The organism is Rothia mucilaginosa ATCC 25296, assembly GCF_000175615.1.
In the GTDB taxonomy this organism is placed as follows: Bacteria; Actinomycetota; Actinomycetes; order Actinomycetales; family Micrococcaceae; genus Rothia; species Rothia mucilaginosa.
This window is the reverse complement of record NZ_ACVO01000007.1, coordinates 61,108-76,941: the sequence shown is the minus strand read 5'-3', so window position 1 is coordinate 76,941 and position 15,834 is coordinate 61,108. Positions and strand designations below refer to the sequence as shown.

The following is a 15,834-nucleotide window of genomic DNA, read 5'->3' as shown; positions in this document are numbered from 1 at the left end:
GTGTAGGAACGAGGACGAACACCGCCCCTTTTATCGTCCCCATCCAGCCCCTCCAGAAAGCGGGGGAGGGCGCCTTCACAGGCTAAGCGAGTATCCTAGAAGCTTCGTATCCCCGAACCGAAACGAGAAAAAGCGTGGAAATCCTGCTGTACGCTGTGGGCATTATCCTCATGGCAATCGCTATTGCCGTCTCGATTGCCCTGCACGAGGTGGGGCATCTGGTGCCCGCGAAGCTGTTCAATGTGCGCGTCCCGCAGTACATGATTGGCTTCGGTAAGACCGTGTTCTCTTTCCGCCGCGGCGAGACTGAGTACGGTTTCAAGGCGATCCCGTTGGGCGGCTACATTTCGATGATTGGCATGTACCCGCCGAGCCCTGCTGAGGTGAAGGAACACCATGAGGAGGGTCATTCGGGGAGTACGAGCCCGTTCGCATCCCTGGCTGAGGAGGCTCGTGCGGCGGATGCTGAGCGCCTGAAGCCCGGCGATGAGGACCGCCTGTTCTATAAGTTGCCGGTGCTCAAGCGCATGGTGATTATGCTGGGTGGCCCGACGATGAACCTGCTGATTGGTGTGGTGTGTACTGCTGTGCTGATTTGTGGTTTTGGTACGGCGCAGGTGACGAATAAGGTGTCGGCGGTGTCTGAGTGCGTGCCGAGCGTGAATGTTACTCATGATTCGATTAGCTATGGCGAGTGTACGGATAAGTCCACTCCGTCGCCTGCGAAGGCTGCTGGTGTGCGGGTGGGTGACCGTGTGGTTGCTGTGAATGGTGCGTCGACGGGTTCGTGGGAGGCTGTGTCTTCGGCGATTCGTGCGGCGGGTTCTCACCCGAGCACTTTGACGGTGGAGCGTAATGGTCAGCGTCTGGATTTGTCGGTGACTCCGGTTGAGATGATCCGCCCGGTTTCTGATGGTAAGGGCCAGTATGCGCGTGCTGCGGATGGTTCGATTGCGACGACTCGTGGCGGTTTTGTGGGTGTTTCGCCGTCGAGTGAGTTGGTGCCTGGTTCTATTACTGAGGTGCCTGCGATGGTGGGCGATACGCTCTCTCGTGTGGGTTCGTCGATGTTGTCGTTGCCGCAGCGTGTGTGGGAGTTGACGGTGACTTTGGTGACTGGTGGTGAGCGTAGTGTTGAGTCGCCGGTGTCTGTGGTTGGTGTGAGTCGTATTGCCGGTGAGGTGACGGCCACCGATCGCATTGACCTGAAGTCGAAGGCCGCGATGCTGGTCTCGCTGGTGGCGAATATGAATTTGATGCTTTTTGCGTTTAATCTGATTCCGCTTCTGCCTCTGGATGGTGGCCACGTGTTGGGTGCGCTCTGGGAGGGTGTGCGTCGTTTCTTTGCACGTTTGACTGGGCGTAAGGATCCGGGTCCGTTTGATCCGGTGAAGTTGTTGCCGTTGACGTATGTGGTGGCGGGCGCGTTTATTGTGATGTCTGTCATTCTGATTGTGGCGGATATTGTTAAGCCCATCACCCTGTTTTAGTGTGTTGTTGCACGCGGTAAGGGTACCCGTATTAGTGCTTTCTTTCGCGTCAGTGGCACAATAAAAAGTTGAACGAAGGATGCGTCGTACGTCCTTCATAACCCATGTATGGAGGAAAACCTTGTCGGTCAGCCTTGGTATGCCGAAGCCCGCTCCCGCGGTTCTGTCCCCGCGTCGTAAGACTCGCCAGTTTAAGGTGGGTTCTGTCGGTGTTGGTTCTGAATCTCCGATTTCGGTGCAGTCGATGACGACCACTAAGACCCACGACATTGGTGCGACTCTGCAGCAGATTGCTGAGTTGACCGCTGCCGGTTGCGATATTGTGCGTGTGGCGTGCCCGACTGATAAGGATGCGGAGGCTCTGCCCATTATTGCGAAGCAGTCCCGTATTCCGGTGATTGCTGATATTCACTTCCAGCCGAAGTACGTGTATGCGGCTATTCAGGCTGGTTGCGGTGCTGTGCGTGTGAACCCGGGTAATATCCGTAAGTTCGACGACCAGGTGAAGGAAATCGCTCAGATGGCTTCGGACCACGGCGTTTCTCTGCGTATTGGTGTGAATGCTGGTTCGCTGGATAAGCGTCTGTTGGAGAAGTACGGTAAGGCTACTCCGGAGGCTCTGGTTGAGTCTGCTGTGTGGGAGGCGTCGCTCTTTGAGGAGCACGGTTTCCGTGATTTCAAGATTTCTGTGAAGCACAATGACCCTGTGGTGATGGTGGAGGCGTACCGTCAGCTGGCTGAGCGCGGTGACTGGCCCCTGCACTTGGGCGTGACTGAGGCTGGTCCGGCGTTCCAGGGCACCATTAAGAGCTCGGTGGCGTTCGGTACTCTGCTGTCTCAGGGTATTGGCGATACTATTCGCGTGTCGCTGTCTGCTCCTCCGGTTGAGGAGGTGAAGGTGGGCACCAAGATCCTGGAGTCGCTGAACCTTCGCCCCCGCAAGCTGGATATCGTGTCTTGCCCGTCGTGTGGTCGTGCGCAGGTGAACGTGTGGGAGCTTGCTGAGAACGTGACTAAGGGCCTGGAGCACATGAAGGTTCCGCTGCGTGTTGCCGTGATGGGTTGCGTGGTGAACGGTCCGGGTGAGGCTCGTGAGGCTGACCTGGGTGTTGCGTCCGGTAACGGTAAGGGCCAGATTTTTGTGAAGGGTGAGGTCATTAAGACTGTGCCTGAGGATCAGATCGTTGAGACTCTGATTGAAGAGGCGACCCGTATTGCTGCTGAGATGGAGGCTTCGGGCGAGTATGTTCCCGAGGGTTCCCCGGCTGTTTCGGTAAGCTAGTTAGCTTTTGTGCGCGGAGGCGCCCTGGTGAGGGCGCCTCCGCGCTTTTCCGGTTATGTCCGGTTAGGGTGGTGGCAGGCTTGGTGTTTGCCGCTGCCGGTTGTGGCCGCAGGATTCGGCTACTTTTTCGGGGGTGCGTGTCCCCGTATTTTCACTTATTTTTTGTCGCTCATTCTCTATCACTCAACAGGTCATGTTCACTCTTTTTTCTCGCCGCCGTAAGGCTAAACGTGCCCGGCGTGCTGCTGTTTCGTCGATGGATTCTTCCCCTATGCCTGATCGCGTGAAGGAACACGTTTTTGCTCTGGATGCTCGGTGGTGCGATGAGCTGGAGGAGGTCCTGTTCAGTGACCCGGTCCCGAATCTGTACTCCATTGAGCATTATTTGGCGTGCCCTCTTCCGGTGAGGTCCCCGCGTATTCCGCTGCACTACTATCAGGGTTTTGTGGGTTGTGAGCGTGACGGGCAGCTGTGCTGTGTGCTGTTGCTGGGTTCGAATGTGGTGCCGGTGCGGCTGTGCGGTGCCGCTGTTGAACACGTCGCGGTTGAACACGCTGAACACGATGTGGATTCTCCCGTTGTTGAAGCGGCGGATGCCCCCGTCCCGGACACTGCGGCGCTGGATGCTACGGCGCTCGCGCATCGTGACGCGCTGGCTCAGCTGCTACTGCAGGTGGGTTCTCGCCTGGATTCCATGTTCGGTGAGAGCGTCTTCGTGATACCCCTGTGGACGCGCATGCAGGAGCTGTGCGAGCAGACTCGGGGCGATAAGAGCTCGCTGTTGCAGATGCTGCAGCCGAGCCTGGGTGACGGTTGCGATCACCGTGCGCGGGTTCTGTCGGAGCGTCCCAATCAGCCGTTGCTGTATCTGCCGCCGGAGAAGGACCTCGCCCGCTTCTACGAGGTGGAGCTTCCTGAGCTGCCGGCGCACCTGCCCGCGCCTCTCAAACCCGAGCCCCTCAAGCCGGGGGTGAGCCCCGCCGGTGCTGTCCAACTCAGCGGTGAGGCTGCCGGGTATGCGCGCCTCGCCACCTCCGCGGACCTGGGGGAGCTTCTGCCCGCCGCGGCCGCCATGTTCACCGAGGAGGTCGGCTTCGACCCGGTTGCTCGCTACGGTGACGGCTATGCGGCGCGCCTGCGCACGCTCATTGCCGGTCAGCGTAGCGCCATTGTCACCGATGTGAATGGGCGGGTTATCTTCAAGGCGGATGCGGGCATCGTGAACCTGGACGCCGCGCAGGTGCAGGGTGTATGGCTGCATCCGGACTACCGCGGCTACGGTCTGGCTAAGCCGTTCTTTGCCGCCGCCGCGCAGGTTCTGCAGCGCCGCTACCCGCACTTGAGCCTGTACGTGAACGACTATAACGCCCGTGCTCTTGCCATGTACCGGGGGACCGGTTGGGAGCAGATTGGGCAGTTCTCGACCATCATTTTTGAGCGCTAAACACGCCGAACCCTAAAACGCTATAAAATTAAAGACGACTGTGCCTATTTACGGCTCACCCGGTGAGCCTCGGGCACCCTACCTAAACCTATCGACCTTTCAAGGAGAATCGTGGTACTTCGCCTTTCCAACCTCTTCGTGCGCACTCTGCGCGAGGACCCCGTAGACGCTGAGGTCGCCAGCCACAAGCTGCTGGTCCGCGCCGGTTACATCCGCCGCGCAGCCCCCGGTGTGTACACCTGGCTGCCCCTGGGCCTGAAGGTACTGCGCAAGGTCGAGAACATCATCCGCGAAGAGATGGACGCCATCGGTGCGCAGGAAGTTCACTTCCCCGCACTGCTGCCCCGCGAACCCTACGAGGCAACCAACCGCTGGGACGAGTACGGCGATAACCTCTTCCGCCTCAAGGACCGCAAGGGCGCCGACATGCTGCTGGCACCCACCCACGAGGAAATGTTCACCCTGCTGGTCAAGGACCTGTACTCCTCCTACAAGGATTTGCCGGTTTACCTGTACCAGATTCAGACCAAGTACCGCGATGAGGCGCGCCCCCGCGCGGGTCTGCTGCGCGGCCGCGAGTTCGTCATGAAGGACTCCTACTCCTTCAACATTGACGATGAGGGCCTGAACGAGGCGTACATGGCGCACCGCGCCGCCTACCAGCGCATTTTTGAGCGCCTGGGCCTGGAGATTGTCATTGTGACCGCACAGTCCGGTGCGATGGGCGGCTCCCGCAGTGAAGAGTTCCTGCACCCGACCCCCATCGGCGAGGACACCTTCGTGCGTTCCGCGGGCGGCTACGCGGCAAACGTTGAGGCCGTCACCACCGTGGTTCCCGAGGAAATCGAAATCACCGAGGACACCCCGGCGGCACTCGTTGTGGACACCCCCGACTCCGCCACCATTGAGACCCTGGTGGAGCGCATGAACGAGCTACACTCCGAGGTTACCGGCGGCACCCTGGAAGCTTCGCAGACCCTCAAGTGCTTCCTGGGCACCGTCATCACCCCCTCCGGCGAGCGTAAGGTCTTCGCCGTGGGCGTTCCCGGCGACCGTGCCGTGGACCTGGGCCGCGTTGAGGTCAACATCGGCGCCCTGCTGGGCATCGGCGGCGAGGTTGAGGTTGAGGCAGCCAGCGAAGAGGACCTGAAAGCATACCCGCAGCTGGTCAAGGGCTACATTGGCCCCGGCCTGAGCCTGGACGCGCCCCTGTTCGGTGCGTACACCGAGGACGAGGATGCGGTGGCTTCCGCAACCGGCATTCCCTTCTTCGTTGACCCCCGCGTGGTGCGCGGTACCCGCTGGGTGACCGGCGCAAACGAAGAGGGTAAGCACGTGGCGAACCTGGTCTTCGGCCGCGACTTCACCGCCGACGGCGTGATCGAGGCGTGCGAGGTGCGCGAAGGCGACCCGGCACCGGACGGCTCCGGCGAGCTGGTCGCAGCCCGCGGTATCGAGATGGGCCACATCTTCGCCCTGGGCCGCAAGTACGCTGAGGCACTGGGCCTGAAGGTCCTGGACCAGAACGGCAAGCTGCAGACCGTGACCATGGGCTCCTACGGCGTGGGCGTGACCCGCGCACTTGCCGCTATCGCTGAGGGAAACCACGACGAGAAGGGCCTGATCTGGCCGCGTAACCTGGCACCGGCAGACGTGCACATCGTCATCACCGGCAAGGAGGCAGCATCCCACGAGTACGCTGAAGAGCTCAGCGCATCCCTGGAATCCGCCGGCCTGCAGGTCATGCTGGACGACCGCCCGAAGACCAGCCCCGGCGTGAAGTTCGGCGACGCCGAGCTGCTGGGTGTGCCCACCATCCTGGTGATTGGTCGCGGCTTCAAGGACGGCGTGCTGGAGCTGAAGGACCGCCGTAGCGGTGAGGCTCGCGAGGTGTCCGTCGAGAACGCGGTGGCTGAGGTCATTGCTGAGGTGCGCGGCGCCTAAGGTACGCCACTAGCCCGCAAAGACGTAAACCCGTCGCCACCTGTCCTACCTCCCAGGAGGTGGGGCAGGGTAGACGGCGGAAGAATGAAAGAAGAGAACTATGGCATACAAGCCGAAGCGTTCTGGCTCTAAGAAGAGCGCCCCGAATGCGCGCGCTCGCCGTGCCGCATCCCGCGTGGCGAATGGTGTGAACACTCCCCGCACTCGCGTTGAGAGTGAGCCCGTGGTGGAGGCACCGGTGCGCGTGGGTACCCGCGCAATTCGTGAGGAAGAGGTTGCCGAGGCGATTGCCCCGGTTATCTCCGAGTTCTCGCTGGTGCTGGAGGGCCTGAAGATTTCGGGTCCGGCGGCGAACCGCACCGTGAAGATTACGGTGGACTACACCGCTGAGCGTACCGATTCGCTGTCGCTGGATTCCCTCGCGGAGATTTCCGGTGCGATTTCGAGCGCCCTGGACCGTGCGGATGAGAACGACGAGTTCTTCCCCTACGAGCTGGAGGTGTCCTCGCCCGGTGCTACCCGCGCCCTGACCGAGCGCCGCCACTGGGAGCGTGCCCGCACCCGTCTGATCGCGGTCACCGCACCCGACGGCACCGAGTACCTGGCGCGTCTGCACGAGGTGCAGGACGAGGGTCCGGTGCTGGCTCGTAAGAAGAACACGAAGAAGGGTCAGAAGGAGTCGTACCACGAGCCGAGCTTGCTTCCGTGGGAAAATATTGCTTCTGCTCACGTCGAGATTGACTTCAATTCGTCCGTTGAGCCGGTAGAATAGAGTTATTAAAGCTTCAGGCACGGGGTGTTCCGTGTCAGGTATATACCGTTCGGGAGCCGGGGCGCATTGAGCGTCCCGGCGCCGTGCTAACTGGGAAAGGCTGAAAAGCGTGGAGGATATTAAAACTATTGACCTGGGCGCACTGCGCGCATTGGCGAAGCAGCGCTCTCTCGTCATGGAGGAGCTCTTCACCCTGGTTGAGAACGCCCTGCTGCTTGCGTACATGAAGCAGCCCGGCGCCATTAAGGGTTCTCGTGCCGTCATCGACCACACCACCGGCGAGTTCGTCATTCTGGCTCCTGAGCTTGATGAGGATAACCAGAAGATTGACGAGTTCGACGATACCCCGAACAACTTTGGCCGTATCGCTGCCGCAACCGTCCGTCAGGTGCTCTCGCAGCGTCTGCGTGACGCTGAGGACGCATCCGTTCTGGGTGAGTTCAAGGACCGTGAGGGCACCCTGGTGTCCGGCGTGATTCAGCAGGGCAACAACCCGCGTATGGTTCAGGTTGACCTGGGCACCGTTGAAGCTGTTCTGCCCAGCAACGAGCAGGTTCCGGGCGAGAAGTACCCGCACGGCTCCCGCCTGCGCGCCTACCTGGTTGAGGCTCGCCGCGGCCCGAAGGGTCCCTCGATTGTGGTTTCTCGTTCGCACCCGAACCTGGTTCTGCGCCTGTTCGAGCACGAGGTTCCCGAAATCTCTGAGGGCCTGGTTTCCATTAACTCCATCGCACGTGAAGCTGGCCACCGCTCCAAGATTGCTGTGTCCGCGAAGAACCCGACCATTAACGCTAAGGGTGCGTGCATCGGCGATATGGGTGCCCGCGTGCGTGCGGTTGCTGCCGAGCTGAACGACGAGAAGATTGACATTGTCGACTACTCGACCGATCCGGCAACCTTCATCGCTGCGGCGCTGTCCCCGGCGAAGGTCACCGAGGTCATTATCGCGAACCCGCGTGAGTACTCCGCTCGTGCCGTGGTTCCGGATGACCAGCTGTCCCTGGCTATCGGCCGTGAGGGTCAGAACGCACGTCTGGCAGCGAAGCTGACCGGCTGGCGTATCGATATTCTCTCCGAGTCTAAGTACGCTCAGGTTCGTGCCGAGGAAGAGGTTGCAGCTCGCGTGGCTCGTAGCCTGGCTGAAGAAGCTTCCGCTGAGAAGGCAATTGAAGAAGCAACAGAAGAGTCCGCACAGGACGCTGAATAAGCATTAGCCCCGGTGAGGGGCGTATCCCGCAGCATATCCTTTTGATGCAGGCGCAAGAGATCGGGCAGGTTCGTGCCCGGTGTTCTTGCGCCTGCGTCACAGTTTTGCCCATGATTCTTAAAAACGGGATACACTATTAAGATGTACCGGTGCGTAACCGGGCGCTTTAACGCGCCCTCGCACGCACCGGATGGAGCATCACGAATGTACTGCGAACGCGGTTCTACACACGCTAGAGAGGGGAGAGGACCATGAGCGATCACGACCTCACCGCAACCTCCGAAGCGTTTGAAGGACCGGTCCGCACCTGCATCGGATGCCGTGCCCGCGATGAACAGCGCAACCTGCTGCGCATCGCCCGCACACCCGTCACGTCTGCTACCGAGCAGGCGGACACCCCGCCCTATCAGCCCGATACGGCGGGAACTATGCCCGGGCGAGGCGCTTGGATTCATCCGAGCGAAAAGTGCGTAGCCGCTCTGCAGAAAAAGAACGGTCTGGCGCGCGCCTTCAAAAAAGCGGTCCCTGCAGCCCAGTTGCAGGCGTGCTGTGAGCAGATTCGAGCCGTTATTGCGGACTCGACCCCCTCATAGACGCTTTTCGGGTATATGCCCTCTGTAAGTCAACGAGTTTGACGACTTCTTATCTGAAAGCGAGTCAGAAAACTGATGGATATCTAATGAGTGCCGCGAAATGAGTACCCTTTCGTGCTCACCCACCGGCAATTTCACGAATTGGCGCGCCTTCGGGCGTGCACCCCGTAAACATTAGTGTCCGCACCATTCCCGGTGCGGACCGGGAATGGAGAAAATTTGGCTCAGCCTCGAGTACACGAGTTTGCTAAAGAAGTAGGCGTACCTTCCAAGGAAGTTATCGCCAAGCTCAAGGATATGGGCGAGTTCGTTAAGAGCTCCTCTTCCACCCTGAACCCCATGGTTCTGAAGAAGCTGCGCGCGGAATTCCCCGCCGCAGCCGCTAAGCCTGCCGCAAAGGCAGCACCTGCAAAGGCAGCAACGGAGTCGGCGGCTAAGCCGGCACCCAAGCCCGCAGCGGCTAAGCCTGTCGCTAAGCCGGCTCCCAAGCCCGCAGCGGCAAAGCCTGCCGCTAAGCCGGCACCCAAGCCTGCAGTTAAGCCCGCAGCAGCTGAGAGCGCAGCTCCCAAGCCTGCAGCAGCTAAGCCCGCCGCAAAGCCGGCAGCAACAGCACCCAAGCCCGGCGGCCCCCGCCCGGGTAACAACCCCTTCGCATCCCAGCAGGGCATGGCACGCCCCGAGGCTGCACCGAAGCCGGCAGCACCCAAGCCTGCCGCTCCGAAGCCCGGCCCCAAGCCCGGTCCTCGCCCCGGTAACAACCCCTTCGCATCCCAGCAGGGTATGAAGCGTGGCGGCGGCGACTCCCAGCGTTCCGGCGGTCCCCGTCCGGCACGTAACGGTCGTCCCGGTGGCAATGGTGGCGCACGCCCCGGCGGTAACGGCGGTCCCCGCCCCGCAGGTGGCGCACGTCCCGGTGGTAACGGTGGCCCCCGTCCGGCGGCTGGCGCACGTCCCGGTGCACCCCGTCCGACTGGTGGCGGCGGCGCACGCCCGAACCCCTCGATGATGCCCAAGGTTTCCAACGTTGGTGGCGGCGCGTCCGGTTCCAACAACGGCGGCGGTAACGGTGGCGGCGCACGTCGCGGCGGCGGTTCTGGCGGCGGCTTCAACCGCGGTCCGGGTCGTCCCGGCCCCGGCGGTCGCGGCAATGCACAGGGTGCATTCGGTCGCGGTGGCTCCAAGCGTAAGGGCCGCAAGTCCAAGGCAGCTCGCCGCCATGAGCAGGAGCAGCTGAACGCACCGGCACCCGGTGGCGTGGTTGTTCCTCGCGGCGACGGCTCGACCGAGATTCGTCTGCGCCGCGGCGCGTCCATCATGGACTTCGCTGAGAAGATTGGCGCAAACCCGGCATCGCTGATTACGGTTCTCTTCCACCTGGGCGAGATGGCTACCCAGACTCAGTCCCTGGACGAGGAGACCTTCGAGCTGTTGGGTGCCGAACTGGGTTACGTCATCAAGATCGTTTCCCCGGAGGATGAGGAGCGCGAGCTGCTCGAGTCCTTCGACATCGACCTCGAAGCCGAAGCAGAAGCTGAGGGCGAGGACGTCCTGGAGGTTCGTCCCCCGGTCGTTACCGTCATGGGTCACGTTGACCACGGTAAGACCCGCCTGCTGGACGCTATCCGTAACACCAACGTCATTGAGGGTGAGGCCGGCGGCATTACCCAGCACATTGGTGCGTACCAGGTCCACACCACCGTTGAGGGTGAAGACCGCGCGATTACCTTCATCGATACCCCCGGTCACGAGGCGTTCACCGCTATGCGTGCCCGTGGTGCGAAGGTCACCGACGTGGCAATCCTCGTGGTCGCAGCGGATGACGGCGTTATGCCCCAGACCGTTGAGGCACTGAACCACGCACAGGCAGCTAACGTGCCGATCGTGGTTGCTGTGAACAAGATCGATAAGGAAGGCGCGTCCCCGGACAAGATCCGTGGCCAGCTCACCGAATACGGTCTGATCCCCGAAGAGTACGGTGGCGACACCATGTTCGTGGACGTCTCCGCTCGCAACGGCACCAACATCGACGAGCTGCTTGAGGCTGTCACCCTGACCGCTGACGTGCTCGAACTGACCGCTAACCCGAACAAGGAAGCACGCGGCGTTGCTATTGAAGCAAACCTGGACAAGGGCCGCGGTGCGGTTTCCACCGTCCTGGTTCAGTCCGGTACCCTGCGCGTCGGTGACGCTATCGTTGCCGGTGTTGCTCACGGTCGCGTTCGTGCAATGTTCGATGAGAACGGTCAGGCTGTGAAGGAAGCTGGCCCGTCCCGCCCCGTTCAGGTGCTGGGTCTGTCCACCGTTCCTCGTGCAGGCGACACCTTCCTCTCCACCGAGGAAGAGCGTACCGCTCGTCAGATCGCTGAGAAGCGTGAGGCTGCTGATCGTAACGCTCAGCTGGCTAAGCGTCGTAAGCGCGTGACCCTCGAGTCCTTCGATGCCGCTGTGGCTGAGGGCAAGATGGACACCCTGAACCTGATCATTAAGGGTGACGTCTCCGGTGCTGTGGAAGCACTGGAAGAGTCCCTGATGAAGATCGACGCCGGTGGCGACGAGGTTCAGCTGCGCGTCATCCACCGCGGTGTGGGTGCTATTACCCAGAACGACGTGAACCTGGCTACCGTGGACAACGCGGTCATCATCGGCTTCAACGTCCGCCCGGCAGAGCGCGTTGCAGAACTTGCCGACCGCGAAGGCGTCGAGATGAAGTTCTACTCGGTCATCTACCGTGCGATTGAGGAAATTGAGCAGGCCGTCAAGGGTATGCTCAAGCCCGAGTACGAGGAAGTGGAGCTCGGCTCCGCAGAGATCCGCGAGGTCTTCCGCTCCTCCAAGTGGGGCAACATCGCAGGTTCGATCGTCAAGAACGGCATCATCAAGCGCAACGCCAAGGCACGCCTGGTGCGCGATGGTTCCGTGGTGGCAGACAACCTCACCATCGAGTCGCTGCGTCGTTTCAAGGACGACGCTACCGAGGTTCGCGAAGGTTTCGAGTGTGGTATTGGCCTCGGCTCCTTCAACGACATCAAGGAAGGCGACATTATCGAGACTTGGGAGATGCGCGAAAAGCCGCGTGTCTAAGACTCACACGCTGATGCGCCCGTCACCCGCTAGTGTTCCCGCACCCGCAGGCTTCTAGAGAATAGAGCCTGAGGGGCGGATGCTGGCGGGGCGGGCGCTTCCGCATTACCTGGAACGCCTCCGTAACACCCCGAGTGTTCGCGGAAGCACCACGAGATTTCAAGGAGAAACACATGGCTGATGCAGCCCGCGCGGCACGACTTGCCGACCGCATCAAGGTAATTGTGGCGAAGGCGCTGGAGCGTCGTGTTAAGGATCCCCGCCTCGGTTTTGTGACCATTACCGATGCCCGCGTGACCAACGACCTGCAGCACGCAACCCTGTACTACACCGTGTTCGGCTCCGAAGAGGACGCCGCAAACACCAAGAAGGCGCTGGAATCCGCTAAGGGTATTCTGCGCGCCGAGGTGGGTAAGAACATCACTGCCCGCCTGACCCCCACCCTGACTTTCGTCGCTGACGAGGTTCCCGAGAACGCCTTCCACATTGAGGCGCTTCTGCGTGAGACTCGCGAGCGCGACGCCGCCCTGGCTGCTGCAGCTGAGGGTGCCGAGTACGCTGGTGAGGCTGACCCCTACAAGAAGGACGAGCCTGCCGAGGGTGAGGACGCCTAAGTGGCGAAGAAGCAACCTCAGGGCCCGTCCGGCCTGATGGTCATTGATAAGCCCGCCGGGATGAGCAGCCACGACGCGGTCTCTCAGATGCGTCGTATTGCTGGCACCCGGCGGGTTGGTCACGCCGGTACGCTGGATCCCGCCGCGACCGGTGTGCTGATTTTGGGCATCAATAAGGCAACGAAGCTGCTGACCTACCTGGTCGGTCAGGATAAAACCTATGACGCGACGATTCGCCTGGGTATTGAGACGCTGACTGAGGACGCCGAGGGTGAGCACACCGCCGCGCATCCGGATGCCGTTGAGGCGCTGACCGGTTTGGACGCTGAGCAGATGCGTGCGCGCATCCTGGAGGCTGTGGCGCAGCTCAGCGGCGATATTCTGCAGGTTCCTTCTGCGGTGTCCGCTATTAAGATCAACGGTGTTCGCTCGTATGCGCGTGTGCGTAGCGGTGAGCAGGTTGAGTTGGCGGCGCGTCCGGTGACGATCAGCGAGTTCACGGTACATGCCATCAACCCTGGTTTTGCCGAGTACGTGATTGAGGACCCCGAGAATGAGGGCGAACACGCGGCAACCTCGGTTCCCGTGATTGACTGCAAGGTGACGGTTTCGTGCTCTTCGGGTACCTACATTCGTGCCCTGGCGCGTGATTTGGGCAAGATTCTGGGCACCGGTGGCCACCTGACGGCTCTTCGCCGTACCCGTGTGGGTGCCGTGGTGCTTGAGGACGCAGCCGATTTGGCGCAGTTGAAGCAGCGCCGTGAAGAATCGGAGACACCGCTGGAAGATTTGCCGCTGCTTCCCCTGGAGGAGGCAGCACGCCGCATCTTTGGTGCGCGTGAGCTCTCTGCCGCGGAGGCGAGCGATATTTCCTACGGCCGTCGTATTAGCCCCAGCGGTGACGGGTCCGTGGTGAAGCGTTCCGTGCACGCGAGCGCGGATGAGTCCGGTGCGGTGCAGCATGCCAGCGTTGAGGGTATTGTGGCGGGCTTCGCCCCGGACGGTACCCTGGTTGCCCTCCTGGAGAATAAGAAGCAACGCGGGAAGGTGCAGGCCGCCCCGGTGCTGGTTTTTGAGGCGAATCGTTCCTTCAATTAGGCGTTGAAGGCTTATGATGGGCGAAGAGGGTTCGGCGTTTGCGCCTACCCAAAGCTGATTTGCCCAAAACTGAATCCTTCAATCCTGATTGATTCAGCGCATATTGAACGTGCGCCCTACCGAATGTGCGCCCTATTCATTCAACACGCTAACGTAAACATCCCTGAACACACATGACTACTCGTGCGGGTGCCGCCCGGCCCTGCTGAAGGAGAGAAAATGAGCGAGAACCAGAGCTCTGCTAAGAAGGCGAGTGAGCCTCGTACCGCGCCGGTGCCCCGCGTGGAGTCTGCACAGGCTGAAGCTACCGTAACCGGGGCTACTGCTCAGAGCGGTACCGCGAAGACTGCCGGTGCTAAGAGTGCTGAGCCCATTTCTGCGGCGAAGGCACCCGAGGGTGTTCGTGTAGCCTCTCCGGCGTCCGGCGATAAGGCGTCGCAGAAGGCCGATAAGAAGGCTGAGAAGAAGGCAACCCGCGAGGCGTTTGCCCGCCCCAAGAGCATTGAGGAGGCGGCTAAGCCTCAGAACCGTGCGGCGTTCCGTGCGGCGGTGGCGCTGTACGGTCTGTTCATGATTGCGTACGGTGTGTGGCAGGTTCTGGGCGGTGTCCGCGTTATTCCGGATGCGCCTGCAGATTTTGCGAACCCCTCGGTGCAGTCGAACTATGTGTTCTTCGCGGCAACCTATGTGGGTGTGGGCCTGTCCTTCGTGTTCATTGCCGTGAAGTTCAAGTGGGTGAACATGCTCGCGTTCTCCTGCCTGGTGGTTTTCCTGGGCGGCGTGGGTCGTATCCTGTCGTGGGCGTTCTTCGGCACCCCGCACTGGTCGCTGATCGTGCTGATGGTGACTGAGCTTGTGATTCCTCCGTGCCTGCTGGTGTGGTACGGCTGGATTAACAAGTCCAATAAGATTCGCGAGGAGATGCTGAAGGCTTCTCGTAACCAGGCTCGTAAGTAGTCGTAACGCCCGGGAAGGTTCCTGCCGCACGGTGGGGTGCCTGCCCGGGCTTTCTTATGGGCGGGTGCTGCGCATGGATTTTCCAGGTGCGGAGGTTGCACAGTTGCGTGTCAGATACCCTGCCGTATCCGCAAAGGTAGGGGAGAAGGCACCGCCTGCGGGGGGCGCCGTTCCATTCCCTGTTGATTCCCGTTTTGAATTCTGCATCCTGCCGCCTGTGGTCTAGGATGGTTAGGTACATTTATCTTTTTCAGGAGAGCCCGTGACCCTCTACACCGCTTTGAGCGAGGTCCCCGCCGGCTACGGCCCCTCGGTCGTGACCATCGGCAATTTTGACGGCGTGCACCGTGGACATGCCCGCGTGATTTCGCGCGTGGTCTCCCTTGCTGAAGAGCACGGTTTGAGCTCTATCGCGGTCTCTTTTGACCCGCACCCGATGCAGGTGCACCGTCCCGAGGCGGCCCACCACGACATTATGGGTCAGGGTTCGCGACGCTACTTCATGTGCCTGCTGGGTCTGAACGACTACCTGCTGCTGAACTACAACCTGGAGTTTGCTGCGCAGACCCCCGAGGAGTTCGTGAAGTCCACCTTCGTGGATGCGCTGAACGCGCGTTTTGTGGTCATCGGTGACGACGTGCGCTTTGGTAAGAACAACTCCGGCGACCTGAACACCATGCGTGAGCTGGGGGAGAAGTACGGCTTTGAGGTGGTTGTCGTTGAGGATCTGATGGTGGATGAGAACACCCGCTGCTCCTCGACCCGCATCCGCCAGCTGCTGCTGGAGGGCGATATGCCCGCCGCAACTGAGCTGCTGGGCCGTCACCACATGATGGCTGGTGAGGTCGTGCACGGTCTGGCGCGCGGCCGCGAGTTGGGCTTCCCGACCGCGAACCTTGAGCTTGAGGCGCGCGGCCTGATTCCCGCAGACGGTGTGTACGCCGGCTGGCTGGTGGACGAGTCCGGTAACCGTCACCCCTCCGCTATTTCGGTGGGTACGAACCCGACCTTTGACGGTATTGAGCACCGCCAGGTTGAGGCGCACGTGATTGACCGCCCGGAAGAGCGCGTGGAGGATTTCAACCTGTACGGTCAGCGTGTGCTGATTGAGTTCGTGAAGCGTCTGCGCCCCATGGTGGCGTACACCGGTGTTGAGGCGCTGATTGAGCAGATTAACGATGATGTGGTGCAGACCCGCGAGGTGCTGGCTGAGGACGCGAAGAACTACTGCCCGCCGGAGTGCCCGGTGCAGGCGGAAGTGAAGCATCCCCACTTCTAAGAGCAACATCCTGCGCTCATAGCTTTTGCCTTTAACGGCTTTGAAGCCCCGGCGGTAAGATTTTCGATCTGCC

At 61.1% G+C, this 15,834-nt stretch carries 12 protein-coding genes; all 12 read left to right on the top strand.

What is annotated here, in order from left to right:
* Window positions 1–134: 134 nt before the first annotated feature.
* The gene (locus tag ROTMU0001_RS02325) at window positions 135–1,490 is read left to right on the top strand and encodes a M50 family metallopeptidase (RefSeq protein ID WP_005507913.1); all 1,356 of its coding nucleotides are present in this window, start codon (window positions 135–137) and stop codon (window positions 1,488–1,490) included.
* Window positions 1,491–1,629: 139 nt separating this feature from the next.
* Window positions 1,630–2,772, top strand: coding sequence for a flavodoxin-dependent (E)-4-hydroxy-3-methylbut-2-enyl-diphosphate synthase (gene ispG, locus ROTMU0001_RS02320; protein WP_044142245.1), 1,143 nt, complete (start codon window positions 1,630–1,632; stop codon window positions 2,770–2,772).
* A gap of 271 nt (window positions 2,773–3,043) precedes the next feature.
* Window positions 3,044–4,216 (top strand): GNAT family N-acetyltransferase, encoded by a 1,173-nt coding sequence (locus tag ROTMU0001_RS02315; protein ID WP_044142244.1) that lies wholly within the window; start codon window positions 3,044–3,046, stop codon window positions 4,214–4,216.
* Between the two features lie 111 nt (window positions 4,217–4,327).
* Window positions 4,328–6,160: a proline--tRNA ligase gene (locus tag ROTMU0001_RS02310; protein ID WP_005507911.1), complete on the top strand. Its 1,833-nt coding sequence runs from the start codon at window positions 4,328–4,330 to the stop codon at window positions 6,158–6,160.
* Window positions 6,161–6,260: 100 nt separating this feature from the next.
* Entirely contained in the window at window positions 6,261–6,932 is a 672-nt protein-coding gene (locus tag ROTMU0001_RS02305) for a ribosome maturation factor RimP (protein ID WP_005507910.1), read from the top strand.
* 109 nt (window positions 6,933–7,041) lie between these two features.
* Window positions 7,042–8,139 carry a transcription termination factor NusA gene (gene nusA / locus ROTMU0001_RS02300; RefSeq protein WP_005507909.1) on the top strand — a complete coding sequence of 366 codons (1,098 nt, stop codon included), beginning with the start codon at window positions 7,042–7,044 and terminating at the stop codon, window positions 8,137–8,139.
* 251 nt (window positions 8,140–8,390) lie between these two features.
* Complete coding sequence (locus tag ROTMU0001_RS02295) at window positions 8,391–8,732, top strand: YlxR family protein (protein ID WP_005507088.1); 342 nt, start codon at window positions 8,391–8,393, stop codon at window positions 8,730–8,732.
* A gap of 219 nt (window positions 8,733–8,951) precedes the next feature.
* Complete coding sequence (gene infB / locus ROTMU0001_RS02290) at window positions 8,952–11,813, top strand: translation initiation factor IF-2 (RefSeq protein WP_005507908.1); 2,862 nt, start codon at window positions 8,952–8,954, stop codon at window positions 11,811–11,813.
* A gap of 173 nt (window positions 11,814–11,986) precedes the next feature.
* Entirely contained in the window at window positions 11,987–12,427 is a 441-nt protein-coding gene (gene rbfA / locus ROTMU0001_RS02285) for a 30S ribosome-binding factor RbfA (RefSeq protein WP_005507090.1), read from the top strand.
* The gene (truB, locus tag ROTMU0001_RS02280; protein ID WP_005507907.1) at window positions 12,428–13,525 is read left to right on the top strand and encodes a tRNA pseudouridine(55) synthase TruB; all 1,098 of its coding nucleotides are present in this window, start codon (window positions 12,428–12,430) and stop codon (window positions 13,523–13,525) included.
* A gap of 219 nt (window positions 13,526–13,744) precedes the next feature.
* On the top strand, window positions 13,745–14,482 hold the full coding sequence (locus ROTMU0001_RS02275; protein WP_005507906.1) for a DUF4345 domain-containing protein: 738 nt from the start codon (window positions 13,745–13,747) through the stop codon (window positions 14,480–14,482).
* Between the two features lie 262 nt (window positions 14,483–14,744).
* Complete coding sequence (locus tag ROTMU0001_RS02270; RefSeq protein WP_005507093.1) at window positions 14,745–15,761, top strand: bifunctional riboflavin kinase/FAD synthetase; 1,017 nt, start codon at window positions 14,745–14,747, stop codon at window positions 15,759–15,761.
* The last annotated feature ends 73 nt before the right edge of the window (window positions 15,762–15,834 follow it).